33 protein-coding genes and 1 pseudogene are annotated in these 21,045 nt (G+C 40.3%); 10 read left to right on the forward strand and 24 right to left on the reverse strand.

The window, feature by feature from the left end; all coding sequences use genetic code 11:
* From K3248_RS07390 to K3248_RS07410, 5 genes are read right to left on the reverse strand one after another with little or no spacing between them, the layout of a single operon-like run.
* Complete coding sequence (locus K3248_RS07390) at positions 1 to 1,107, reverse strand: phage tail protein (protein ID WP_220717734.1); 1,107 nt, start codon at positions 1,105 to 1,107, stop codon at positions 1 to 3.
* Positions 1,107 to 1,931, reverse strand: coding sequence for a baseplate J/gp47 family protein (locus K3248_RS07395; RefSeq protein ID WP_220717735.1), 825 nt, complete (start codon positions 1,929 to 1,931; stop codon positions 1,107 to 1,109). The genes K3248_RS07390 and K3248_RS07395 overlap by 1 nt, the downstream gene beginning before the upstream one ends.
* Positions 1,928 to 2,269, reverse strand: a complete 342-nt coding sequence (locus K3248_RS07400; protein ID WP_220717736.1) for a GPW/gp25 family protein — start codon at positions 2,267 to 2,269, stop codon at positions 1,928 to 1,930. The genes K3248_RS07395 and K3248_RS07400 overlap by 4 nt, the downstream gene beginning before the upstream one ends.
* A complete protein-coding gene (locus tag K3248_RS07405) occupies positions 2,266 to 2,931 on the reverse strand; it encodes a phage baseplate assembly protein V (RefSeq protein WP_220717737.1) in 666 nt (221 codons plus the stop codon). The genes K3248_RS07400 and K3248_RS07405 overlap by 4 nt, the downstream gene beginning before the upstream one ends.
* A complete protein-coding gene (locus K3248_RS07410) occupies positions 2,912 to 3,445 on the reverse strand; it encodes a hypothetical protein (protein ID WP_220717738.1) in 534 nt (177 codons plus the stop codon). The genes K3248_RS07405 and K3248_RS07410 overlap by 20 nt, the downstream gene beginning before the upstream one ends.
* 76 nt (positions 3,446 to 3,521) lie before the next feature.
* Here K3248_RS07410 and K3248_RS07415 point away from each other — a divergent pair, with 76 nt between their 5' ends.
* The 4 genes and pseudogenes from K3248_RS07415 (at position 3,522) to K3248_RS07430 (ending at position 4,671) form a co-directional block, all read left to right on the forward strand.
* Positions 3,522 to 3,821 carry a BrnT family toxin gene (locus tag K3248_RS07415; RefSeq protein ID WP_220717739.1) on the forward strand — a complete coding sequence of 100 codons (300 nt, stop codon included), beginning with the start codon at positions 3,522 to 3,524 and terminating at the stop codon, positions 3,819 to 3,821.
* Entirely contained in the window at positions 3,808 to 4,080 is a 273-nt protein-coding gene (locus tag K3248_RS07420) for a CopG family antitoxin (RefSeq protein ID WP_220717740.1), read from the forward strand. The genes K3248_RS07415 and K3248_RS07420 overlap by 14 nt, the downstream gene beginning before the upstream one ends.
* A 42-nt stretch (positions 4,081 to 4,122) precedes the next feature.
* Positions 4,123 to 4,329 (forward strand): annotated as a pseudogene (locus tag K3248_RS07425) (toxin-antitoxin system HicB family antitoxin); the annotation flags it as partial.
* Positions 4,330 to 4,374: 45 nt separating this feature from the next.
* Complete coding sequence (locus K3248_RS07430) at positions 4,375 to 4,671, forward strand: HigA family addiction module antitoxin (protein WP_220717741.1); 297 nt, start codon at positions 4,375 to 4,377, stop codon at positions 4,669 to 4,671.
* Between the two features lie 42 nt (positions 4,672 to 4,713).
* On the opposite strand, the gene K3248_RS07435 is transcribed toward K3248_RS07430, so the two are convergent.
* The 12 genes from K3248_RS07435 to K3248_RS07490 form a co-directional block, all read right to left on the reverse strand.
* Positions 4,714 to 4,992 carry a hypothetical protein gene (locus K3248_RS07435; RefSeq protein ID WP_220717742.1) on the reverse strand — a complete coding sequence of 93 codons (279 nt, stop codon included), beginning with the start codon at positions 4,990 to 4,992 and terminating at the stop codon, positions 4,714 to 4,716.
* Complete coding sequence (locus K3248_RS07440; RefSeq protein WP_220717743.1) at positions 4,989 to 5,735, reverse strand: antA/AntB antirepressor family protein; 747 nt, start codon at positions 5,733 to 5,735, stop codon at positions 4,989 to 4,991. Before K3248_RS07440 ends, K3248_RS07435 begins: the two co-directional genes overlap by 4 nt.
* A gap of 421 nt (positions 5,736 to 6,156) precedes the next feature.
* On the reverse strand, positions 6,157 to 7,053 hold the full coding sequence (locus K3248_RS07445; RefSeq protein ID WP_220717744.1) for an LbetaH domain-containing protein: 897 nt from the start codon (positions 7,051 to 7,053) through the stop codon (positions 6,157 to 6,159).
* 30 nt (positions 7,054 to 7,083) lie between these two features.
* Positions 7,084 to 7,434 (reverse strand): head-tail joining protein, encoded by a 351-nt coding sequence (locus K3248_RS07450; RefSeq protein ID WP_220717745.1) that lies wholly within the window; start codon positions 7,432 to 7,434, stop codon positions 7,084 to 7,086.
* 1 nt (position 7,435) lies between these two features.
* The gene (locus tag K3248_RS07455; protein ID WP_220717746.1) at positions 7,436 to 8,512 is read right to left on the reverse strand and encodes a major capsid protein; all 1,077 of its coding nucleotides are present in this window, start codon (positions 8,510 to 8,512) and stop codon (positions 7,436 to 7,438) included.
* 12 nt (positions 8,513 to 8,524) lie between these two features.
* A complete protein-coding gene (locus tag K3248_RS07460) occupies positions 8,525 to 8,896 on the reverse strand; it encodes a head decoration protein (protein WP_220717747.1) in 372 nt (123 codons plus the stop codon).
* A complete protein-coding gene (locus K3248_RS09210; protein WP_371875523.1) occupies positions 8,893 to 9,270 on the reverse strand; it encodes a hypothetical protein in 378 nt (125 codons plus the stop codon). The genes K3248_RS07460 and K3248_RS09210 overlap by 4 nt, the downstream gene beginning before the upstream one ends.
* Entirely contained in the window at positions 9,156 to 10,220 is a 1,065-nt protein-coding gene (locus tag K3248_RS07470) for a S49 family peptidase (protein ID WP_220717748.1), read from the reverse strand. The genes K3248_RS09210 and K3248_RS07470 overlap by 115 nt, the downstream gene beginning before the upstream one ends.
* A complete protein-coding gene (locus K3248_RS07475) occupies positions 10,210 to 11,754 on the reverse strand; it encodes a phage portal protein (protein WP_220717749.1) in 1,545 nt (514 codons plus the stop codon). The genes K3248_RS07470 and K3248_RS07475 overlap by 11 nt, the downstream gene beginning before the upstream one ends.
* Positions 11,754 to 12,002, reverse strand: coding sequence for a phage head-tail joining protein (locus K3248_RS07480; protein WP_220717750.1), 249 nt, complete (start codon positions 12,000 to 12,002; stop codon positions 11,754 to 11,756). The genes K3248_RS07475 and K3248_RS07480 overlap by 1 nt, the downstream gene beginning before the upstream one ends.
* 3 nt (positions 12,003 to 12,005) lie before the next feature.
* Positions 12,006 to 13,934, reverse strand: a complete 1,929-nt coding sequence (locus K3248_RS07485; protein WP_220717751.1) for a phage terminase large subunit family protein — start codon at positions 13,932 to 13,934, stop codon at positions 12,006 to 12,008.
* Positions 13,935 to 13,963: 29 nt separating this feature from the next.
* On the reverse strand, positions 13,964 to 14,515 hold the full coding sequence (locus K3248_RS07490) for a hypothetical protein (protein ID WP_220717752.1): 552 nt from the start codon (positions 14,513 to 14,515) through the stop codon (positions 13,964 to 13,966).
* Between the two features lie 89 nt (positions 14,516 to 14,604).
* Here K3248_RS07490 and K3248_RS07495 point away from each other — a divergent pair, with 89 nt between their 5' ends.
* The gene (locus tag K3248_RS07495; protein WP_220717753.1) at positions 14,605 to 14,871 is read left to right on the forward strand and encodes a BrnT family toxin; all 267 of its coding nucleotides are present in this window, start codon (positions 14,605 to 14,607) and stop codon (positions 14,869 to 14,871) included.
* Positions 14,849 to 15,154, forward strand: coding sequence for a BrnA antitoxin family protein (locus K3248_RS07500; RefSeq protein ID WP_220717754.1), 306 nt, complete (start codon positions 14,849 to 14,851; stop codon positions 15,152 to 15,154). Before K3248_RS07495 ends, K3248_RS07500 begins: the two co-directional genes overlap by 23 nt.
* A gap of 45 nt (positions 15,155 to 15,199) precedes the next feature.
* Here K3248_RS07500 and K3248_RS07505 read toward each other — a convergent pair whose 3' ends face one another.
* The 4 genes from K3248_RS07505 to K3248_RS07520 all read right to left on the reverse strand — a co-directional run bounded on the left by K3248_RS07505 (position 15,200) and on the right by K3248_RS07520 (position 17,703).
* The gene (locus K3248_RS07505; protein ID WP_220717755.1) at positions 15,200 to 15,478 is read right to left on the reverse strand and encodes a hypothetical protein; all 279 of its coding nucleotides are present in this window, start codon (positions 15,476 to 15,478) and stop codon (positions 15,200 to 15,202) included.
* Positions 15,475 to 16,209: an antA/AntB antirepressor family protein gene (locus tag K3248_RS07510; RefSeq protein ID WP_220717756.1), complete on the reverse strand. Its 735-nt coding sequence runs from the start codon at positions 16,207 to 16,209 to the stop codon at positions 15,475 to 15,477. Before K3248_RS07510 ends, K3248_RS07505 begins: the two co-directional genes overlap by 4 nt.
* 594 nt (positions 16,210 to 16,803) lie before the next feature.
* On the reverse strand, positions 16,804 to 17,385 hold the full coding sequence (locus K3248_RS07515) for a hypothetical protein (RefSeq protein ID WP_220717757.1): 582 nt from the start codon (positions 17,383 to 17,385) through the stop codon (positions 16,804 to 16,806).
* A gap of 3 nt (positions 17,386 to 17,388) precedes the next feature.
* Entirely contained in the window at positions 17,389 to 17,703 is a 315-nt protein-coding gene (locus K3248_RS07520) for a hypothetical protein (protein WP_220717758.1), read from the reverse strand.
* A gap of 361 nt (positions 17,704 to 18,064) precedes the next feature.
* Here K3248_RS07520 and K3248_RS07525 point away from each other — a divergent pair, with 361 nt between their 5' ends.
* Positions 18,065 to 18,247, forward strand: coding sequence for a type II toxin-antitoxin system HicA family toxin (locus tag K3248_RS07525; protein ID WP_019220217.1), 183 nt, complete (start codon positions 18,065 to 18,067; stop codon positions 18,245 to 18,247).
* A gap of 20 nt (positions 18,248 to 18,267) precedes the next feature.
* Positions 18,268 to 18,690 (forward strand): type II toxin-antitoxin system HicB family antitoxin, encoded by a 423-nt coding sequence (locus tag K3248_RS07530; protein WP_220717759.1) that lies wholly within the window; start codon positions 18,268 to 18,270, stop codon positions 18,688 to 18,690.
* Positions 18,691 to 18,693: 3 nt separating this feature from the next.
* On the opposite strand, the gene K3248_RS07535 is transcribed toward K3248_RS07530, so the two are convergent.
* Positions 18,694 to 19,236 (reverse strand): hypothetical protein, encoded by a 543-nt coding sequence (locus tag K3248_RS07535; protein ID WP_220717760.1) that lies wholly within the window; start codon positions 19,234 to 19,236, stop codon positions 18,694 to 18,696.
* Positions 19,237 to 19,246: 10 nt separating this feature from the next.
* Complete coding sequence (gene ssb, locus K3248_RS07540; RefSeq protein WP_220717761.1) at positions 19,247 to 19,690, reverse strand: single-stranded DNA-binding protein; 444 nt, start codon at positions 19,688 to 19,690, stop codon at positions 19,247 to 19,249.
* A 307-nt stretch (positions 19,691 to 19,997) separates the two neighbouring features.
* Between ssb and K3248_RS07545 the strand changes: the two genes are divergently transcribed.
* Both K3248_RS07545 and K3248_RS07550 read left to right on the forward strand, forming a co-directional pair.
* The gene (locus tag K3248_RS07545) at positions 19,998 to 20,189 is read left to right on the forward strand and encodes a hypothetical protein (protein ID WP_004859817.1); all 192 of its coding nucleotides are present in this window, start codon (positions 19,998 to 20,000) and stop codon (positions 20,187 to 20,189) included.
* A 65-nt stretch (positions 20,190 to 20,254) separates the two neighbouring features.
* Positions 20,255 to 20,683, forward strand: coding sequence for a type II toxin-antitoxin system HicB family antitoxin (locus K3248_RS07550; protein WP_220717762.1), 429 nt, complete (start codon positions 20,255 to 20,257; stop codon positions 20,681 to 20,683).
* A gap of 22 nt (positions 20,684 to 20,705) precedes the next feature.
* On the opposite strand, the gene K3248_RS07555 is transcribed toward K3248_RS07550, so the two are convergent.
* Positions 20,706 to 21,032, reverse strand: coding sequence for a hypothetical protein (locus K3248_RS07555; protein WP_220717763.1), 327 nt, complete (start codon positions 21,030 to 21,032; stop codon positions 20,706 to 20,708).
* Between the last annotated feature and the right edge of the window lie 13 nt (positions 21,033 to 21,045).

The following is a 21,045-nucleotide window of genomic DNA, read 5'->3' on the forward strand; positions in this document are numbered from 1 at the left end:
TTAAAACCTCAATAAAATCTTGAATTGTTCGCGAACATCTGCACGCAAAGGAATGTTGATTGGTGTTTTAAGGATCTCTACACCACCCTTTAGTTCACCCTCGTCACACCAAAGTTTGCCAGGAGGTGTCTGTTCTGTAACGGTGCCATGAACGAGGAGGGAAACAGAGGCGGCTTGTTTGTCTTCAACATCCTTAAAATCAGTGCGTGCTGCAAGAAACAGCATGGTGCTAGTTTTCGAGGGCTTAAATCTTTCACCTGAATGGTTATAGATGCCATCTAAATCTTGTTCGACAGGCGCTACAGCATAGCATCTGCGAAACCCAATCAGAGCGTTATCAGTATCTCTTAGCGCCAAATAAAGTACGCGGTTTTTGAACCACTCTGCCATCAATATATCGCGTTCATATTTTTTAACCGAACACCATGGAAAATTTGCCAAATCCCACGAATAATCAATTGTATCCCAGCTTAACTCTTCGTCACCATCATCAATCCAGTTGCCAATCAATATGCCTTCTTCTTTTGTGAGAACATGGTTGATTTCTGTTGTGCGCCCAAAGGAAAACAGTGTGCTTCCAGCTGTTAAGCGTACGCCGCTCTCAAAATCCAGCATACTGTCATCAAGCCTTGACATATTGGCTTCCATAGCCCCCACATCATAACCAGTGACGCCACGGCGAAAATCAGAGCGCAAACTTTTGGAAAGGTTGACAATGGCTTCAATTGCCTCAAGAGAATTCTGTTCAGGCAACCGGTCAAATTCAAGTTGAAAGGAATTCCACCATGCACGCTCTGACCACGCGGGGGTGAATTGTGTAGAAAGTCCAAGCCATTGAAGACCCATATCAACGGCGGCTACAGAGCCGCGTATCCGCTGCCATTCAAGTCCCTGGTCAAGAAGATCATAAAGGTTTGGAACATAAGGGGTAAGCTCTCCAAGTCCGTATTCTTCAATCAACCACGGTAAGAAGCGAGGAGGGCGTGTGATCAGTTTAGAGCGCGAAATTCCCAAAACAGAAGCATCAACATCTTGATGAAAATCACACACATCAGCAAGGCGCTTTTCAAATTCCGTTGCATGTGTGGGGAGGAGGGAGGAAAGCATTAACGTGCCCGCCCTTTAAAGTTTAAGGTAACCTTGCCAATGGATAATACTTCCTCATCGGAAACAGCATTATCCGTTGTAGGTTCAACGGCAATGACTTTTTGCACACCAGAGATCATCAGTTTGGAAATCCACCACGAAAGGCTTAATTCGCGCCCAAGGGCTTGTTCTTGTTTCCAAGCGGTGCGTAAATGGGCCTCCATTTGGGTTAAAACCGTAAGTGCTGTTTCTGGTAACAGCCAAACATCAGCTGTTAAGTCCACAACTTTTGCAACAGCCGCGTGCACAAGAATAGTATCATTAGTCATGATGACATTCTTATCGTGAAGGGCTTGTGAGACTTTGTCTAACAGGTCTTGGCTTGCTGTTTCTTCTTCATTGTTGCCAAAAAGTGCAACATGAATGGTTGGGTTTTTCCCCTTCCGGTAAATAATGGCATCCTTTACGCGGCTATCTGCGGATAAAGCAATAAATTTGTAATAAGGCTCTGTTCCACTGCCTTTTCCACTACGCGTATGAAGTCTTATGCGTTCACGATATCTGTCATCACTCTCACCGTCCATTCGTTGAACACCATGCCAATTTCCCAAAGCATCAAGAGCCTCCTCTTTTGCAAAATCAAGAATATTGTTGCGTGCTGCTTCGTTAATGCGTTGTCTTAAAAGCAGTTCTCGATAGCTAAAAGCCTCAATAATTTTTAAAGCGGGATCACTTTCTAAAAAAATATAGCTAGGCAAGAGTTCTTTTAAATGTTCAATATTTGCTGCGCGGATTTCTTCAAAGGAAAGTTCAGAGATGATTTCGGGATTGGCAAGGTTCTTCATTGTATCAATATTCCTTCCATGGTAATGGGCTTGCCTGATGGCAAATAAATGCCTGCAAAGGACAAGGAGATTTTTCCAGCCTCAAGCATTTTATAATCAATCTTTTGGAGCTTAAAACGCGGTTCCCACTTGTCTAAAGCTTCAGCAACGGCGGCATAAAGGGCAACGGTAAGCGTATTATTGGCTGGTGCATCAATGAGTTCCGCAACACGTGAACCATAATCACGTCGCATCACCCGTGTGCCAATGCGTGTTGTTAAAATATCAAGAATTGATTGGCGCAAATGATCAATACCAGAGAGCGGCTTTCCTGTCATACGGTCCATTCCACTGTTCAATTTGGACCTCCTGTCATAGAACCACCAGGGGTAACACCTCCATGAACGTGGCTATTTCCAATGTTGGTTCCGTTATGCTTTAAGTCACTGGAATGAAGAGCAATGCCATCATCCGCATGGAGTGAAATCCCATTGCCTGCTTTTATGGCAATGGCTTTTTCTGCGTTTAAATTCAGATCACCTTGTGTGGTAATTTTGATGCCTTCTGGTGCTTGCAGCTCTAATTTCTTGCTATCACCTTTTATCGATACACCATCAGAAATCGTGAGACTAAACTTTCCTCCTGATGTGAGATTAAGGGTATAGCTGTTTTGTTTATCATCATATTCAACTGTAGTGCCATCTGGATAAAGCGTTTTATGGATATTGCCTTTATCGGCGGCTTGGTTCGCATCGGTGTGAAGTGAACCAACAATTATCCCTTGTGATAAATCACCAGAGGAAGAGACAACAATGACTTGTTCTCCAACGTCACGCCCTTCATAAGAACAGGTTTTACCGGCGCGGGCTTGTGTATCTGGAATCCAATCACTGACAAGATTGCCACTCTTTACCCGATAGCGTGCATTTTTATGGTCAACATGGCTAATTTTTCCAACCACCACCATATTGGCCACGCGTCTTTTTAAATCGGTAATCTCTTTATCGCGTCGCTCTAACATGGAGTTCCTCAATTGTTACGTATTTGTCTTCATTTCTCACACCTGTTTCGGGAGTAAAACCTATGAAAGGTGTCATAAATTTTATACTTTCTCCTTGATCAGGGATATTGGTCACGTAAGTGACTTCAAAGGTTAAAATTGCACCATGGAGCGCTAGCGCCCCGTTATCGCCAAAGGCAAAAGCAATATTTTGCAAGCGGCATGTCTCAACGGTGTTGTTAAGATTGGGATTGGCATGGAAAATCTCTTCAACTTGCCATGCCAATTGGTCGACGAAGGATGCTCCATTTTCTTGTGTGCTATAACATTCAACATCTACTGTTAAAACGCGCCGCCTTAAGCCAAAATCATGCCCATCTTCGATTGTTTCGTTTTGCGTTGAGATATTAATGGCCGGCATTGCTTCAATAAATAAATTGAAGTCACGCATATTGAAAACATTATCACCAGCAGTCGTTTTTGCTGCTTTTATCAACGTAACAAATGTTTCTCTTATCGTTTCGCGCGGATGCATAAAGCCTCCTATTCGAACAAATTGATTTTTCATTATTTTTATTGTATTTGTGGATACATTTTGATATACATTCGTTATGACAATAAATATCAAAATTCATGGCATAAACTGGGATGAAGGTAACTGGCCCAAATGTGCCAAACATGGAGTTTCTAAAAAAGAAATTGAGTATTTATTCACCGAGCTTGGAAATCTCGTCATAAAGAATGATCCAAACGTTAAAGAAGAGCGTTTCAGAGCCATTGGAAGAAGCTATAACAAAAGATATATTTTTTTAGTTTTTACCTTACGAACAATAAAAAACGAATTGTTTGTGCGTCCTATTAGCGCTCGTTATATGCACCAAAAGGAGATTGATTTTTATGAAAACCTCTAAATTAAAACAAATACCTGTTTTCAAGACAGATGAAGAAGCAGAAAACTTTGTTGATACTGCCGATCTTACAGATTATGACTTAACGGGTTTTAAGCCCGTTCATTTCGAATTCTTACCTAAAGAAGCTTCTATCAATATTCGCTTGCCTCAAGCGCTTATGAAAGCTTTAAAGGAAAAAGCGAAAAAACAATCTATTCCTTACACACGCTATGTTAGGCATCTCATTGAACGAGATTTACGAAAAAGTCATCGTGGTTAGTATATCCTTTATAGAGGACAATAGAAAAGATAGAGTTAAAACATGAACAATAATCATTATACCTATCGTGTTTTTTGGTCACCAGAAGATGAAGAATATGTTGGTTTGTGTGCAGAGTTTCCTTCCCTTTCATGGCTAGATGTTCAAGCAGAGAAAGCTTTAAAAGGTATTATGGACCTTGTTTCAGAAGTCGTTGGGGATATGCAACATAATGAAGAACAAGTCCCAATACCTTTGTCGCATGGCAAATGAAGTTAAAGTTGTAGATTATCATTGATCTATAGGAGGCTTGAGATGAAAAATTATATTGCTATTCATCCTGGAGAAATTTTACGAGAGAAATATTTAAAAGAATATGCCCTCTCTCCTTATGCTCTTGCAAAAGCATTAAATGTTCCACGCACGAGAATAGAACGTATTGTTGCTGAAAATAGTCCAGTGCCTCCCGATACCGCACTAAGATTAGCCTATTTTTTTGATACTACTGCTGAATTTTGGCTTAACATGCAAGCTGCTTATGACGTTAGTATATTGCAAACTGAAAAAGCAGACGAATTTGCCAAAATCAATAAATTTGAATGTAGGGCTTAACCACCTCCCCATTTTGAGAACGAGGAGGGGGAATATTTTACCTTAAGCAACCTTTTTAATGGGGTTGTCTAAATTGGGTTCGTAAGCACGCAACAAAGATTCTATAATCGGAGGTGGTCTTAAAGTTCCAAAATTTGTAATCATTGCCAAAATTTTGAGTGCATTTGGGGTTTCATCTTGAAGCTTTAATATTAAAGCTTTTTCTATCGCATCCATAGTCTCAATAAGAGTATTAAAAGCCTTGTCTTCAATATCATCACGATCAGAAAACTGATACAATGCCATCCACAAATCGCATAAAAAGTCTATACTGGTATTCATTGTACACCTCCATGGATTTGTTCTCTTAAACATGCCAATCCTCTAGAGGTGATTTTTGTTGAAGGCAGTACCTTTTCTGTACCATCGGGTCTTTGAATGGTAATCGCAGGGCAATCCATGAGTTGTTTTTTGATCTTGTCCTGATAGGGTAACAATGGACCACCTGGAGAACGTCGATAGACCCAATCATGTTTTCGCAAATAATTGGTCAAATCTTTTGGTCGTACCTCTAACATCTTTGCTGCTTCAATAAGACCGAACAGCCCATCAGAGCGCTTTAAGCCATCCAGAGCTTCTGCTTTTGGCTTGAGTGTACTCACCTCATTTCTCAAATCTTCTAATTGATTGATACTCTCTAAAAGGAGTTGTTTAATTGTAAGCGGATTTTCCAAAGCATTAGCAAGATTTATTTGTGGTGTTGCTACTTGCTTTGCACGTTTTTCACATTCAATGAAATATAAACGAGCTTCTCTGCCTTTCTTGTTGTTCTCCACCATAGAAAGTTCTTTGGCTACGCTTAACGTGAGATGATATTCTTTTAATACCACATTTTGACGTTCGCCAATTTTGGCGAGCGTTAAAATATAATCTCTCTCTTCTTTAAAATCATATTTATTGATACGGTCTTTAATCCAATTGGAAAAATCCCGTTTTACCTCTAAGAATGCGTGCAATTCGCGTGCGCTAACAGTTTGAACAATCTCTTGTCCAATTGCTTGTTCTGATATTTTAATGAGAGTCATTTTAAACTCCTTGTGGGTTAGATGCTTCTTAATGACACTCTAAAAAGAGTGCCGGGCGCTAAGAAACACGGCCACAAGCCCGTCGTTACACTTTCCCCGTAAGGGTATTTTATGGTGTAACTACGCCCGACAAAACTCTTATATGCTACGGCATATAATGAGTCAAAGTCTTTAATGTGCGGAAAAGAGATTGTTTCGGCAATCTATCCGCTTGTGGTTTTAAGGTGTTTCTTAGGCACCTGATTCGATTATTCATACTCCTGTCACAATGTCAAGCAGTCATATCACATTTTTCTAAAAATCGTTTTTACACAAGTAATCGATTAAATTCTTTAATTGTGATCCGAAGATCCTTTCTTTTCCAATAAAATCAAACAAGCCAGTGATAGGTTTGAATCCACAATCGTTTGTTTTTTTGTTTTTAGTCTCTCACCCCAGTTGAAATAATTTCATTATCGTAAATTTCTGCTGTTCCGCAAACTCGCGCTTTTCCACAAACTTGCACACTGTCAAAAATTGATGCCTCGCCATAAACTCGTGCATTACCAGAAATTTGCGCTTCATTAGCAACCGATGCTTTACCATAAACTCGTGCATTATCGAAAATCTGCGCATTGTCAGAGATATCTGCACGATCAAAAACTTGTGCATTATTGCAAATTATAGCATTTCCCCAAACTGATGCCTCATCATAAATTTTTGTATTGTCATAAATTTTAGCATTTCCAGAAATAGATGTTTCACCGTAAATTTCAGCATTTCCGGAAATGTGCGCATCTCCGAAAATAGATGCTTCACCATAAATCTTTGCATTGCCGAAAATTTTAGCATTTTTGGAAATAAATGCTTCACCATATACTTTAGCGTTTTCAAAAATACATGCCGAATTTGTAATGCATACCTCACCAGAAACTGATGCTTCATCATAAATTTTTACATCGTCAGAAACAGATGCTGTTCCGAAAACTTTAGCGCTGTCATAAACTTTAGCGCTTCCCCAAACTGAGGCCTCGTCATAAATTTGTGCTTTACCAAAAATTTGTGCATTACCAGAAACCGATGCTATACCATAAACCTTTGCATCATCGCTAATTGTAGCGTTTCCAGAAACATATCCATTTCCGTAAACCTGTGCATTATCAAAAACCCAACAATCATCGTAAGGACTTAGGTTTCTTTCTTGTTCAATATATCCACCTAAATCACCTTTCTTAACTGTACCAAAAGCTTTGGTAGCTTTAATACGATAAAGAATAAATTCGCCAACCTTAACTGTATCATTTGTTAATTTGTATTTTCTTCTTCTAAATATAAACATGTACTAGATCATTTCTTTATAAGCATATCTCTATTTTAACTCTCGCAGAATAAGCTTATACATACCAGATTCTGATGCTTGTACATCTATCACAACAAAACTCTCTTGAGAAGAGGGGCTGTTGTTTTCAGGAGAAATGACCACAACGCTATCTTGAGGCTTTGGGGGGAAGCCGCCGATATCATGGATACAGACATCAAGTTCTTTTCGAGGTACTGTTGTGGGGATTCTCCCACCAGCGTCCGATTCTGAATGTTTAATGCCGTAAATCGCTGTAATCCGAAACGATTGTTGATTGTCTTTTCGCGTGTAGATGACGGGTTGCCCAAAGGTGTTACGTACATCTTGAATCATTTTATGAAGCAACCCGTGCCATCGCATGTTATTTGCCTCCACTGACCGCTTTAAAGAGCATTTCAGGGCGTGTGCAGATGTAAAGCGGATAGCTATAGACCTCCGGTTTTATCCATGCATTACGGTCGTGATCAACGATTAGCATGGTGTAGAGAGGTTTTCCAACGGTGTTGGCAAAATACAAACTTTCTCCTGGTGCAAAGGTTTTTTGGAATACACCAGGCGCATTGGCAGGAAAGAATTGGCACTCATCAGGCTTAATGCCTATGGCGCGTTTTGTCCCAGCTTTTGCACCCACATTATAGTTATGAATACTCCGGTAATTAATGAAAGTAACACCTGCAAAGTCAAAACTGCCAAAGCTCCCCGAACCAATGGCACTTGGTGTTGCAACACCTCCAGCGCTATTGAGTGTCTGTGCAAGCGCTGTGTTGAGATAGGTCTCACGAATTGTTTTATGGTTTTTCAATTTGGAAAAGAATTCATTTCCACAAAGCCCAATAATCCGTGAACGATCAGAAAATGCTCCCTTTGAAGCTTCAATCATTCTCATAATGACTTGATCAACATGATCGGCAACATTTGTTGTCTCTACATTGAGTTTAAAATCAATCGGCTTTGGGGGTGTAATTTCCCATTCCTTGTACCAGTCGACAATAACAGAACCATCGGCATCAAGCACAACACCTTGAACAGCGCCAAGCTGCATGTTTTCCCATGTCAATTCGATTTCAGAAATCAGCTTCTTGTGTTTTCTAGCAATATATTTCATTGCTGTCTCGAGTTGATCTTCTGTACCAAATTCACGCCGGTTCTGGATTTCTTCAGATTTCACCGTATCACTTTTGGCAATCCGTGTTGTTTTGAAAAACCTTAGATTACGCCTATCTCTATCTCCTTCAACCAAAGGGGCACCCCGTTCACTGGTTTGAATCAAGGACAATGTATTTTCACGTCTTTCAATGCCAACCACTGTGGTGCTTGTTTCCACTTCTTCAAAGAGATTAAGAGAGCTAATCAGACCAGGTTGAAACTCATAGTTTTCAATCGCTTTCATCATGGTAACAGCAGAGAAAGCGTCGTGTTTAAAAAAGTTCATATCCATTTGCGCATTCTCCTATCGCAACAGTATTTTGTTATTGTCTTCTAAAGACTGAATGGCAGCACTTTTCTGCTCATCTGTGATGGCATCTGGCCATAGCAGTTCAGAAGCTTTCACAGTACTCAAGCGCGCTGTAATGACCGCGCGTTGCTCTGTATCTGTTGCATCAACCGTGGCATAAGAAATCCCTGCCGGTATTTTACTGCCATCAGAAGCTGCTAGATTCAGGGGAACATATTGTCCTGTTGCTGTTACTTTTCCCATAACAGTGCCGGCTTCAACAAATGCCCCTGATGCAAAAACCACTTCTTCATTGGACATATCCGTGTCATAGCGTCCAAGATAAGCGCCATTGCGAACATCTTCATAGAAAACTTGATTATTCATTTTATTGCCCTCCAAACTGCTTCCCATTTTGTATGAATTTTTGCCTTGCTCGTCCCATCACTATGGGGCGCTGTGGTTGAGAGTTTTAAAGAGGAACTTTTCGAGACAGCGGCTGCGAGAACAACATTTTTAGCCTTCTCAACATTCATGCCGCTTTGAATGGCTTTTGCGGCATCAAAAGAAACCCCTAGGCGCTTTGCTTGCTTTTCAAGGTTTGTTAGTGCCTGTGCGCGTTTTCTTTCCTTTTCAAGAGCTGCTTTTATGGTTTCTTGCTTATCTTCGTTGTCTTCCTCTTCGTCTTCATTTTCCTTTTCGTCGTCGAAATCTTCATCGTCTGCATCGATATTTCTCTCGTCTTCTTCGTCTTCATGGATGACGTCGATAATCTTTTCATCATCGTCTTCTTCGGCGCGATAGTGTGTGCGTGCCATGTGTTTTGTCCTTCTTTTGTTGCTGTTGGGGGTGAGTGAATGGAAGCTGTTAAGGCTTCCAAAGCTTGCGCAAGCGTCCCTTGCGCATCTGCTAATCCAAGCGTGATGGCTTGGTTACCTATAAAAGTTTCTGCTTTGGTGTCGCGGATTGCAGCCGCATTTAGAGGTCTGTTTTGCGCAACCAAATCCACAAACATCTCGTAGAGTAGGGCGCAATCTGCTTGTATTTTTATCTGTGCTGTATCGGCGAGTGGTTCGTGAGAATTACCATGAACTTTGTGATCACCTTCAAAAACAAAGGTCCATTTAAGCCCATGTTTTTCATCTGCACGGGACTGGTCAAGGTGCGCACAAACAACACCAATCGAGCCCACAACTCCTGTACGAGCAACCCATATTTGAGAAGCAGAACAGGCAATGGCATAAGCTGCCGAACAAGCAACCTCATTGGCATGTGCCCAAATGGGTTTGTTATATTTTTTTGAGAGTGCTTGAAACTCTTCCACAAGATCAAACACACCACCAGCTTCTCCACCGCTACTATCAATATCAAGCAATATGGCGTGAACATCAGGCTGCCCAATGGCTTCACGAAAAGAAGCCCCCAAACCTTCATAAGAGGTTAGACCCGATAAAGCCCCAAGCCATGCACCACGGCGTACAAGCGTACCGTGAACCGGTATGATGGCAATATTGTTTTTCACCACGTAAGTTTCTGGTGGTTTTAAAGGAGTCCCGTCTTTTTCTAACAATGCTCTCACGGCAAACTTTTCTCCTGCAAAAAGTCGTGGGGCAAGAGCATTGAGAATAATATCAAGCTTTGTGGAAGCAAGCATGAGGGGAACGCCAAAAAGCCGGGATGCCAAAAACGGCATATCAAGATTATTCGCCATTTGCCTGCGCCTTACTGTCTTGGTTACTTTCATAAGTTTCAGAAGTCTCTGAATCTTCATCATCAATCAATTGATTGCTAGCAGAGGGTGCTAGCGCATAATCGGTATCAAAGGATAAACCCCGCGTGCGCGCATCTGTGCGTTCTTCTTCAAGTTCGGCATGAATGTTATCAATATCAAAGCCTCGTTCAGCCAACGCCATACGTCGTGTTTTCAAGCCAGCACGGATTTCTTCTTTTTCTGCGGAAATGTCTTTAATGGGATCAATCATTTCAAGGGGTGGGGCAAAGCTTTCACATTGCAGCCATGGCAAGGAATTTTTTTCCCATCCTGGTAAATTTACGCACTTGCCAAGCACTGCCATTTCGACAAAACGTGCCCAAATAATGCGATTAAATTGAAAGGCAATGATATGTTCTCGCCATTGTTTGACATGGCGTCTAAATTGAATGATGGAGGTTCGCACATTGGAAAAATTCCCCCGCGTAACATCCCCTGTCACAACGGCATAAGGCATATTGAGAGCAGAACAAATTTTTAAAATATTGCGAAACTGAAAAGCTTCATAAGAGCCCCCAACCTCAACAGGATTTGAGAATTTAATCTCTCTATTCTCTCCTACGTAAAGTGAAGCACCAGGTGCAGCTACCGGTAATTCTTGTTCTTTGGCGTCCTCTTCACTACGGTTTTCAGGTATTCTTTCAGCATTGGGAGAAGTTCCTGTAATAAACACTGCAAAAAGAGCAGCTGTCCTTTTTCGATCAAGCTCTGCATCATCATAGGATTCAAGTTGAAAGATCTTTGTCATAGAGCGCGTTATTTTTGGAGAACCGCGCAATTGTCCGGCAATACGGCGCTCTTTGATATGAATGACCATTTCAGCAGGCACACGTATGCGCTCTTGACTCTCAAAGACTATATTGGAAGGGCAATCATCATAGGGGTGATGTTTCCAAAAATGATAAGCAACACGCTTACCACTGGCATCGAATTCAATTCCCATACGAATGTAATTGCCTTCAATCTCAGCCGGTCCATTGTAGGAAAGGTCCAACATTTCAGTAGGATAAACTTGCAACTGAAGAGGCACACCAGAGCGTCCATAAAGGTCAACATAATGCAATCTTACAAAGCACTCACCAGTTAAAAAGACCTCTCGCGCAATGGTTGCTTGCAGACCATAAAAGCTGGCATCTTCATCATAGTCCGCTTCATCAACCCATTGCCACCATAAGTCTAAAAGCTTTTTCTTTTCTTCTTGAAAGCCTTCAATGCGAGGATAAGGTTTAATCCCATCACTCACCGCGGCAGAGACCCATTCCTCCGTTGCAGAACCATAAAGAGCTTCATTGTCATAAAGCCACCTTGAACGGGCAACAATGGTATCACCGCATTCCTCAATGGCTTTATTGATATGTTTTTTTGCGGGGTCAAAACCACTCATACGGCGGCTTTTGCTTGCCGCTTCAAAATGGGGATTATGTTTACGAGAAATTGTAAAAAAGTCCGTAATTTTATTGAAAAAACCAGCCATTAATAGCCTCGTGATATATTAAAATAGAATACGCGTGCACTTTTACGCCCTTCAAGGTCCGCTATTTGCCTATTCAGCATCTCAAGCGCTCTGCGAAGTTCCTCAACAGAGCGGTTGCTTACTTGCTTATCGCCATGGCGTACTGATTGTGCTCCTGAATAAAGAGCCTCTTCAATTTGCTCACGCCGCCTTTTTAAATTTTCCAGTCTCGAAAATTTGCTGTTCATTGGTTCTAAAGTTTCATCCACAAATTACCTCCAATCCCCTCGCATATAAGGATTCATCACCGTTCTGGATTGTTTCCTTTGAGGTTGTGCTATCTGAGATCTTCTTGGAGAAGGAGAGGGCACATGTTCTGATGTTGGCTGCTCTAAAGAGCCCTCAATTTTAAGTTTTTCCAGACGATCTTCTAAGATATCGACTTCTCGATTAAGGTTTATTCCTGCCGAAATCAGACCTTGTAAAGCCGCATAAGCATAGACCCTACAGTCCAAGGCTTCATTCCTTGCCTTTTCACTTTTTTGCCATTCGATACGCTTGAAGCCTTTAAAGTATTTAATGACTTTTCTTTCAGCGGTTAGTTGGTCAAAATATTCTCGATCAAGGCTTTTGTGAAAGTGTGTTGCACCAGCCCCCGTTGCTTCGGGACCCGATTTTTTAAAGCGTGCTGTAATGATATCTTTCGCCGCATCAACCCCAACAATATAGAGGTTAATTTGCCCTTTGTTGTTTTTGCTTGGGCGGCGTGGCCATACCGCTCGCCAACCAGCCTGTCCCTTAATACCCCAAATGCGCCGTCCTTCACGGGGGCGCACATAATTATAAACAGCCTGTGTGTGTCCACCACCGGTATCAATACAAGCCGCCGTTATTCTAATCCCCTCTTTATAGCCTGGATGTGGCCAACGTTTTGCAAGATATTCATCCAATTGCTCCCACACTTCAAAAGAAGAGGGATCACCAAGGATAACTTGATAATCAATATGCCAACTTTCTTCGCTGCGCCCCCATCCCACCACTTCAAGCTCTAAACGGTCATTTTGTACGTCAATTCCTGCTGTCAACACCACAGCTTGTTCTGGTGCAAGGGGATACTCTTCGCGTTTTGCATAGAGGCTGTCTGGATCAACAACCTCACCGGTTCTATCCTCCCATGGCTCTCCAAGAACGGTATTCACAAAAGGCTGCAGAAGCGCTGGATCATCCTTGGCATTTAAAAATTCGCGTGCACATTTTCCCCAAGTAAGCCAAGGGGAATAGAGTGCCGAAATATGATAAGAGCGCAAATTGGGTCTGCTTGACTCACTGGTTGGGACCCAACATGCGCCTCTTTCTTCACACATGAGATCTGTTTTTCGGTGTTCGGCATGCTCATGACCACAATGGGCACAAACAAAAACAGCTTTTTCAGGGGCGCCTTTTGGCCATTTAATTTGTGACCAAACAATAGGTTGGAGTACACCACATGCATCACAAGGAACATTGTAATATCGTTGGTCTCCTAGCACAAAATCCTTGGCAATACGGCTTGTATCACGGTGGGTGGGTGTGGACAATTTAAAGATCTTTCGTTGTACAAAGGTTGATGTGCGCTTTTCCGCAATCATCACTGGATCACCTTCGTTATCGACACTGAGAGGATAACCATCAACTTCATCCAAAATCAGATAACGAATAGGCATAGAACGCAAACCAGCAGCACTGTTAGCTCCTGTAAGCATCAGCGCCCCACCATCAAACTCTTTAGAAAACATCGTATTACCGCTGTCACGCGCACGAGCAGGGGCTATACGTTCACTTAAAACGGGACTCGCCATAATCATAGGATCAAGCCGCGTCTTTGAAAGCTTCTTAGCTGTCTCAACGGTGGGCATGACATAAAGGGCAGGTCCTGGACTATAATGAATAGCATAACCACAGAAATTCAGTCCTGCCTCTGACATGCCAACTTGCGCCCCTTTCATGACAATGGTTGTTTCAATAGGCACGTAAGAGGAAAGATTATCCATGATTTCGCGCAAATAGGGGGTGCGTTTCGTTCTCCATAATCCAGGTTCAGCACTTGCTACGGTGCTAAGGTATCTATTCTTATCCGCCCATTGGGAAACCGTATATGGTGGGTCCGGTTGTCTTGCATCATTAGCATTGGCGAAAAATTCTGTAACAGCATTCTCATCCATTATTCATTCTTTGGTTGCCTCTAGCACTCTCATTCTGGAGGTTGAGGATCATGATAAGGAACCGGAATATGAACAGCTTCAAGCAAAGCCTTTCGTATGTAATAATCAATAGCCCCTATTAGGCTTGCGGCATCACATCCAACTTGTGCGGCAATGCTTGCACCAAAGCGGTGAGGAAAATTCAACATGGCGTCACGGTGTGCTCTTCCAAATTCACGCGCTGCTCTCTTGACTTCTTCACGGTCAACGGTTGTTTCACGTAAGCGTTCAAGGGCAATCTTTTCGCTTTCAAGGGCAACTTGCATTCGCTCCAGCTTAATCTTGTATTCATTGGCACCCTCTGATGAGACTTGTTTGATCTTTGTGCGTGGTTGACCATCCGGTGCTAAAAATGGGGCAGGGCGCTTTGTTGGATTCTCATTCCAGATAGCTGTTGCAAGCGCTTCATTAACAGAACCATCTTCAAAAAGAGCCTTATCAAATTTACCCGTTTTAAAACGAGAAACCACCGCATTGGGTGAAACACGCATCTTTTTGGCAAAGGCACGAAGCGATAAACCTTTTCGAGATTTCTTATTCATTGAGCAGTCGCTCCATTTTGAATGATTTATGCGAATTATTGTACACTTTAATTATTGACACGATTATATTTTTCGTGTACATAAAATATATGAAGATCGTGTGGGATGAACCAAAAAGAGCTGTAAACATTGTAAAACATAAGCTTGATTTTGCTGATGTTATTTACTTTGATTGGGAGCATGCTCTTATTGATGCAACCCATTCAAACCGCATGAAGGCTATTGGACGTTTTGCTAATGGTACGACAGTTGTTGTTTTTGCAAAGCTTGGCACTGAAGCGATATCCATTATCAGTTTCCGTCAAGCCAATAAAAAAGAAAGAGAGGTTTTCAATGACTATCAAAAAAACCTTTGAAGTAGGCTGTGACTATACAAAAGAAGATTATGACGCTGTGGATTCTCCACCACTAACAGATGAAGAACTTGCACGCCTCAAACCAGCGAAAGATGTCTTGCCACCCTCTTTCTTTAAATATGTAACAGAAGAACGCCGTAAACGCGGGCGTCCACCTGTTGAATCTCCAAAACAAGCAGTTACTCTACGTCTTGACCCAAGCGTTATTGCCTCTTTTAAAAAACAAGGAAAAGATTGGCGCACACGTATGAGTGAAGTCCTAAAAAAAGCAAGCCGTTGCTAAAGCTGCCACCTCCCCACCATAAAGATGGGGAAGAGGTGTTTTACTTTAAGCAACCTTTTTAATGGGGTTCTCAAAATTGGGTTCATAAGCACGCAACAAAGAATCCATACGATGTGGTAGTTCTGAAGAACCAAAATCTGTTAGAACTGCTAGAATTTTAACAATATTGGGCACGTCATTTTGGAGTTTTAAAACTAAAACCTTTTCTACTAGACTCATGATGTCAACTAGAGCTGTACACTCTTTTTCGTTAATATTTTCATCATTAGAAAACTGAAACAATGCTATCCATAAATCGCATAAGAAGTTAGTATCGACCTTCATTGTACACCTCCATGGATTTGTTCTCTTAAACATGCCAAACCTCTGGAGGTAATTTTCGTTGAAGGGAGCACCTTTTCTGTTCCATCGGATCTTTGAATGGTAATCGCAGGACAATCCATAAAGCCTTTCTTGATTTTATCTTGATAAGGCAACAGTGGCGCCCCTGGAGCCCGTCGATAGACCCAATCATGTTTTCGCAAATAATCGGTTAAATCTTTTGGTCGTATCTCGAGCATCTTTGCTGCTTCAATAAGACCAAACAGCCCATCAGAACGTTTTAAACCGTCTAAAGCCTCTGCTTTTGGAGCTAATTCTGCGATAACATGATCCTTCTGCTCGATTTGACTTTGTAAGTGATTCAATACACCCAGTAATGCTTGAGGCGTTGAGTAATCGATTTGTGGTGTTGCTACTTTTTTCAAAAGCTTTTCACATTTTATAAAGTATTGACGTGCTTCATGCCCCTTATCATTACGCTCAATCATGGAAAGGTGCTTAGCCATGTCTAAAGTGAGGTGATATTCTATGCTTGGGCGCCCACCTTTTTCTAAATTTTTAGAAAAACCTATAAAGTCTATATTTTCCCGAAAGTTACATTCTTTAATGCGATTTTTAATCCAGTCTGCAAACTTTGATGTAATTTCCAAAAACGCGTGTAAGTCACGTGCATTAACTGTTTGAACAGTCTCTTGATCAATGACTTGTTCTGATATTTCTATGAGAGTGTTCATAAAGAACTCCTTGTTGATAGATGTTTCTTAATGACGCTTTTAGAGAGCGCCGGGTGCTAAGAAACACGGCAACAAGCCCGTCGTTATGCCTTTCCCAAAAGGGTATTGTATAGCATAACCACACCCGACGATATCATTATATGCTTGCTGCACACAATGAGTCAAAGCTTTTAAATCGCGGAAGATTAGTTATTTCGGCAACTAACCCGCTTGTTGTTTTAAGGTGTTTCTTAGGCACCTGATTCGACAATAGACATATTGTTGCCATATTGTCAAGAGGCGACTTCACATTTTTTAAAATAATCATAGATTATATAGTGTGTATATTAATGCACATTAAATTCGTTATTTATCAATATGTTATGTGTACAATGTACAGTTGATTTGAAAATTCTGTCGCTAGCGATAGTTCGCGCTAGCCCGCCCCGCAACGAAGCTAACCCGCTGGGAAGTACCTTTTGCATTGATTTTATTGATTTTTTTATGGAAATAACAAAGTGCAAATGATAATTTATTTTTAAAATTGTCATAAGAACATGGAATGCATAAACCAATAAGGATATGTAATATAGAGATAAAGTTTGAGAACATGATCTAGCCTCTTTTATTGGCGGCGTATTCTTGACGTTTAAGTTGGCTTTGAATATTTTCGATTAATCTTTCATTAGCTTTTTTTACAATAGCATTTGTAATCTCTGGTTTGGACATAACTTTAGCAATTGATGGTCCTTCTTGTTTTGCAATGGGAAATCTATCTCCGTCCACTCTTTGAAAAACATTACCGTTCAACTTTTTTAATTCAACACGCTTTGGAAAACGTCCCCCCTTAATAAAACCATGAGGTAAGATTTCTTGCTTTCCAAACATTGTATAAGTCACACCGCGTTTTGTCTCTTTTGCTTTAAAAAATTTAAGAGGCAAGGGTGTTCCAGAACCAATGATATCTGTCTCAAGAAACTTAGCTGTAGCCTTTCCTTTAATATAAACGCCTTTTTTAACGCGCTTTGATTGGGCTGATGAGATGTCAACAACTTGCTTTTCAGTAAAGCGTTCGACTTGCTTTGCTGAAGTATTTATAGCATTACGCAAAGCCCAATTAAGGCGTGGTGCTTGAAGATTGGTAAAGGTATCTTTTACCTGTTGAAGATACCACTTTTGATGGATGATTAACTTCAACTTCTAAGCCTTTTTGGGGGTAGGTGACTTGGAAGCTTTAGATGCTTTTGGCTGTTCGAGTGGAATTTCCTCGGCTGCTGTTTCAGATGATGTTTGTGCGGCTTCTTGTTCTATCTGTTTAATTTGTTCAACTGCCTTGTCAGGTTTTGCTGTTGTCTTAGCGTCAACAAAAGGTTTTGCAGCATTGGCGCGTTTGAGGCGTGCGTAGACTTGATTGGAAACCTCCACAAATGGATTACTTGGAGTTGAGGTTTCAAGACGAATAGTGCTTTTATTATCGCCAAGAACACACATTGGCTTAGTGATGATTACTTTCATCTTTGCTCCTTTTGAGGGAATTAATTAATGACATCATTGGTCAATAAATGTCATTTAATGGCTTTTGACATTTGCACAATAGATTAGCCCGTTTTATCAATAAAAACAGTATGTTAAACCATTTTTAGAGTTTAATACTTTATCAAATTTTAGGGAATATTTTTGAATTTTAGACACAATACGACTAGTGCCGTACTGCTACTAAATACGATTTTTCACGTATTGTCAATAGAAAAAATCTATATTTTGTATTTTTTTTATTTTTTGATCAAAACTTAGTATTTTAAAAGCCAATCTTTAATTTTATACAATTAACAACATTTATGTTGTATTTAAACATTTTAGATGTTATATTATATTTATGAACAGTCAAGAATTAAAAAGATATCTTACAAAACATGGTTGCAGTTTTACCTCAGGGAAAGGTGGCCATTTGCTTGTAAAACGTGGTTCTAAAAAATCCGTTTTACCTATGCATGGTACGCGGAAAGAATTAGGAACAGGATTAGTTCAAAAGATTCTTAAAGATCTTGACCTAAAGTAAGTCTGAATATGGAGATTTAAATGAAATATGCACTTAAATTTATCAAAGATGACAATGATACTCTTCTTGTTGTTTCTAAAGACTTTCAAGAATTCATTACCTATGGTAACGACGAAAAAGAGGCTCTGGAACACGCTAAAAATGCCCTTTTAACAGTTATTATGGGGCGTTTCCAAGACCGAGAAGTTGTCCCTTTTGGCGCTCGTGATGCTGCCTATCCTTTTGTTGAAGTATCTTCATTGGTTACTTTTAAAATTGCAATACATAACGCTATGGTTGAAAAGAATTTACGCAAAGCTGATCTTACGCGTCTTTTAAAACTCAATCCAATACAAATTGATCGATTGTTGGATTTAAACCACGCAACAAAATTAGACTCTTTAGAATCCACTCTTATTACTCTTGGAAAAGAGGTTACTATTAGTATCCAAGATGCCGCTTGAAACTTATTGGTTTTGCGTAAAATGTTTATGGAGCGCATTAAGAGCAACATACAGCGAACTAACAAGATATGATAGTGATTGATCTTCGATAACAAGATATTGTAATGCGGCATAAAGATTATATTGATGGTAAAAACATTGCGCTTCTTTGATAACCCCTTTCATTTCTTCATAACAATGAGTTGCTCTTTCAATCCACCGTTGTTGTGCCTCTTCATTTGATGAAGGAGTAAAATCATCATAAATTGCATTAGGCAACCCTTTTGCACAGAGGTAATTATTTCTCACTTCAAGATATTTTTGTGCAGCATCGTATTGATCTTGATTGAGGGTGCCTTGTAAATACAGCCGCCCAACATAAGTACCGGAAAGCGGATTTTTTGCCTCTTCTATGGTCAAACAGAAGCGTTTGGCACGCATTTCTATTGCCAATTTATCGATAGGATCACGAGGCATTTTTGTCCGTGAGATACGCCCATTGGGTTCTCTGATACATCCTTCAATGCGTGGGCGACCACGTTTTGCTCGTTTTTTTCTTTTTGCCATAGCGTTTCAATCAAAATGGCATGCTGTCATTAAGAGATGTGCTATAATCGGAAGCACTAGAGGCGATAGCATAATTTTGAGAAGTTACGGGTGAGGGGGGAGATTGCTCTTTCTTTGCATCAAGTAAATGCAATACCCCTTTATATTGTGATAAGACAATCTCTGTTGTGAAGCGGTCAATACCGTTTTTATCTTGCCATTTACGGGTTTGTAATTTGCCTTCTACGTAAATTTTTGAACCTTTGTGTAAATATTGAAGAGCAATTTTTGCCAAATGTGGATTAAAAATCACCACGGAATGCCATTCCGTTTTTCCTACTTTTTGATTGGTATTTTTATCTGTATAGCTCTCAGAAGTAGCCAACCGAAAATTGACTATTTCGGCACCAGAATTCATTGTTTTGCTTTCGGGATCTGCCCCTAAATAGCCAATTAAAATCACTTTATTCAACATGTTTGTAAGTTCCATTTGATTTGCATTTTATACACATAAAATCTTATCATAATCTCATTATTTTTTCAATTATTTCAGTTAATTAATAACAGTTTTTTAAAGTATTAGATTATAATGTTGCTTGATAAATTATTTAAGCAAAAAGCCATGTCTTACAAATGGTATAGCTTTTTCGTTTTGCCTTCGGTTTTTCAATAAGCATCATCTAAATTAGCAAAGTCTGTATCAAACTTTTTTGTACGATTTATTGTTGACTATCGAACCTTTTTGTGCGACATTAGTTTTATTGCAAAGTGGGAGAGGGTGAATGAAAAGAGAAGCACTGCTTAGAGAGTTACGTAAAGAAGCCAGAAAAAGAGGTATTCATTACAGTGAGGCTCCAGATGCAGGCAAGGGATCGCATTATTTGGTAACTTTTGGAGATAAGACAACCGTTATAAAATCTGGTGAATTAACCCCACTCTATGTGAAAATAATCAAAAAACAGTTAGGGGTGTGAAGTTTTCTAAATGTTTTTATACCTCTCACAGAAGCACTTTCATAATAGCAAGGAGATTTAGAGATATGGAATATACTTATCAAGCAAAATTTGAAACTGATCCAGATGGTGGTTTTGTTGTAACTTTTCCAGATGTACCAGAAGCAATAACAGCTGGGAAAAATAGAGCAGAGGCATTAGAGAATGCTGTTGAAGCGTTAGGGTTAGCATTACGTAGCTATCCAATGCGTGGTTTGCCTCTCCCTAAACCACAGCAGTATAAAGATCTTGTGGAGGTAACGGTGGATGCGTGGAATGCCCTTAAGTTGGCAGTGGTAGAAGCTTTCCATGAAGCGAATATTACAAAAACAGAATTAGCCAATCGTTTGGGTAAGAAAGAAACAGAAGCAAGACGCATTCTTGATCTCAATTATCCGACTAAGCTTCAAACGCTAGAGCAGGCACTGACTGTTCTTGGTAAGCAAGTCATTATTACAATCAAAGATGCAGCTTGATTTTCTCCTCTATTTAGATGCATCAAGCAACTCCTGATAGTTTTTTAATCTTTCTGTTGATCTCATCAATGAGCGGTTCGTAATTGAGAACGCTTTTAGGTAACTCTCCACCGTATATCCACGCTTTCACTTGCGCCTTGGTACTAAAATCCGCATTCTTTGGTATGGTGTAATACTGACCACCATCAAACTTTTCACATTCTCTTGTACCATCTTCATATTCGTAGAGGTTATAAAAATACTCTGCTGCTCCATCTCCCCATGGAACATAACCAACAGCTGTTGCCACAAACTTTTTTTGCATGGGCGGTTTACGATTTGTTAAGAATAAATGTTTAAAAAACCCCATATCTTTTAATTCC

The sequence above is a fragment of the Bartonella raoultii genome, assembly GCF_019659805.1.
Taxonomy (GTDB): Bacteria; Pseudomonadota; Alphaproteobacteria; order Rhizobiales; family Rhizobiaceae; genus Bartonella; species Bartonella raoultii.

Excerpts from the sequence above, each read along its gene's own strand:
- K3248_RS07390 (WP_220717734.1), bottom strand. The coding sequence starts at position 1,107 with ATGCTTTCCTCCCTCCTCCCCACACATGCAACGGAATTTGAAAAGCGC.
- K3248_RS07395 (WP_220717735.1), bottom strand. The coding sequence starts at position 1,931 with ATGAAGAACCTTGCCAATCCCGAAATCATCTCTGAACTTTCCTTTGAA.
- K3248_RS07405 (WP_220717737.1), bottom strand. The coding sequence starts at position 2,931 with ATGTTAGAGCGACGCGATAAAGAGATTACCGATTTAAAAAGACGCGTG.
- K3248_RS07410 (WP_220717738.1), bottom strand. The coding sequence starts at position 3,445 with ATGCATCCGCGCGAAACGATAAGAGAAACATTTGTTACGTTGATAAAA.
- K3248_RS07415 (WP_220717739.1), top strand. The coding sequence starts at position 3,522 with ATGACAATAAATATCAAAATTCATGGCATAAACTGGGATGAAGGTAAC.
- K3248_RS07420 (WP_220717740.1), top strand. The coding sequence starts at position 3,808 with ATGAAAACCTCTAAATTAAAACAAATACCTGTTTTCAAGACAGATGAA.
- K3248_RS07430 (WP_220717741.1), top strand. The coding sequence starts at position 4,375 with ATGAAAAATTATATTGCTATTCATCCTGGAGAAATTTTACGAGAGAAA.
- K3248_RS07435 (WP_220717742.1), bottom strand. The coding sequence starts at position 4,992 with ATGAATACCAGTATAGACTTTTTATGCGATTTGTGGATGGCATTGTAT.
- K3248_RS07440 (WP_220717743.1), bottom strand. The coding sequence starts at position 5,735 with ATGACTCTCATTAAAATATCAGAACAAGCAATTGGACAAGAGATTGTT.
- K3248_RS07445 (WP_220717744.1), bottom strand. The coding sequence starts at position 7,053 with ATGTTTATATTTAGAAGAAGAAAATACAAATTAACAAATGATACAGTT.
- K3248_RS07450 (WP_220717745.1), bottom strand. The coding sequence starts at position 7,434 with ATGCGATGGCACGGGTTGCTTCATAAAATGATTCAAGATGTACGTAAC.
- K3248_RS07455 (WP_220717746.1), bottom strand. The coding sequence starts at position 8,512 with ATGGATATGAACTTTTTTAAACACGACGCTTTCTCTGCTGTTACCATG.
- K3248_RS07460 (WP_220717747.1), bottom strand. The coding sequence starts at position 8,896 with ATGAATAATCAAGTTTTCTATGAAGATGTTCGCAATGGCGCTTATCTT.
- K3248_RS07470 (WP_220717748.1), bottom strand. The coding sequence starts at position 10,220 with ATGGCGAATAATCTTGATATGCCGTTTTTGGCATCCCGGCTTTTTGGC.
- K3248_RS07475 (WP_220717749.1), bottom strand. The coding sequence starts at position 11,754 with ATGGCTGGTTTTTTCAATAAAATTACGGACTTTTTTACAATTTCTCGT.
- K3248_RS07485 (WP_220717751.1), bottom strand. The coding sequence starts at position 13,934 with ATGGATGAGAATGCTGTTACAGAATTTTTCGCCAATGCTAATGATGCA.
- K3248_RS07490 (WP_220717752.1), bottom strand. The coding sequence starts at position 14,515 with ATGAATAAGAAATCTCGAAAAGGTTTATCGCTTCGTGCCTTTGCCAAA.
- K3248_RS07495 (WP_220717753.1), top strand. The coding sequence starts at position 14,605 with ATGAAGATCGTGTGGGATGAACCAAAAAGAGCTGTAAACATTGTAAAA.
- K3248_RS07500 (WP_220717754.1), top strand. The coding sequence starts at position 14,849 with ATGACTATCAAAAAAACCTTTGAAGTAGGCTGTGACTATACAAAAGAA.
- K3248_RS07505 (WP_220717755.1), bottom strand. The coding sequence starts at position 15,478 with ATGAAGGTCGATACTAACTTCTTATGCGATTTATGGATAGCATTGTTT.
- K3248_RS07510 (WP_220717756.1), bottom strand. The coding sequence starts at position 16,209 with ATGAACACTCTCATAGAAATATCAGAACAAGTCATTGATCAAGAGACT.
- K3248_RS07520 (WP_220717758.1), bottom strand. The coding sequence starts at position 17,703 with ATGAAAGTAATCATCACTAAGCCAATGTGTGTTCTTGGCGATAATAAA.
- K3248_RS07525 (WP_019220217.1), top strand. The coding sequence starts at position 18,065 with ATGAACAGTCAAGAATTAAAAAGATATCTTACAAAACATGGTTGCAGT.
- K3248_RS07530 (WP_220717759.1), top strand. The coding sequence starts at position 18,268 with ATGAAATATGCACTTAAATTTATCAAAGATGACAATGATACTCTTCTT.
- K3248_RS07535 (WP_220717760.1), bottom strand. The coding sequence starts at position 19,236 with ATGGCAAAAAGAAAAAAACGAGCAAAACGTGGTCGCCCACGCATTGAA.
- ssb (WP_220717761.1), bottom strand. The coding sequence starts at position 19,690 with ATGTTGAATAAAGTGATTTTAATTGGCTATTTAGGGGCAGATCCCGAA.
- K3248_RS07545 (WP_004859817.1), top strand. The coding sequence starts at position 19,998 with ATGAAAAGAGAAGCACTGCTTAGAGAGTTACGTAAAGAAGCCAGAAAA.
- K3248_RS07550 (WP_220717762.1), top strand. The coding sequence starts at position 20,255 with ATGGAATATACTTATCAAGCAAAATTTGAAACTGATCCAGATGGTGGT.
- K3248_RS07555 (WP_220717763.1), bottom strand. The coding sequence starts at position 21,032 with ATGGGGTTTTTTAAACATTTATTCTTAACAAATCGTAAACCGCCCATG.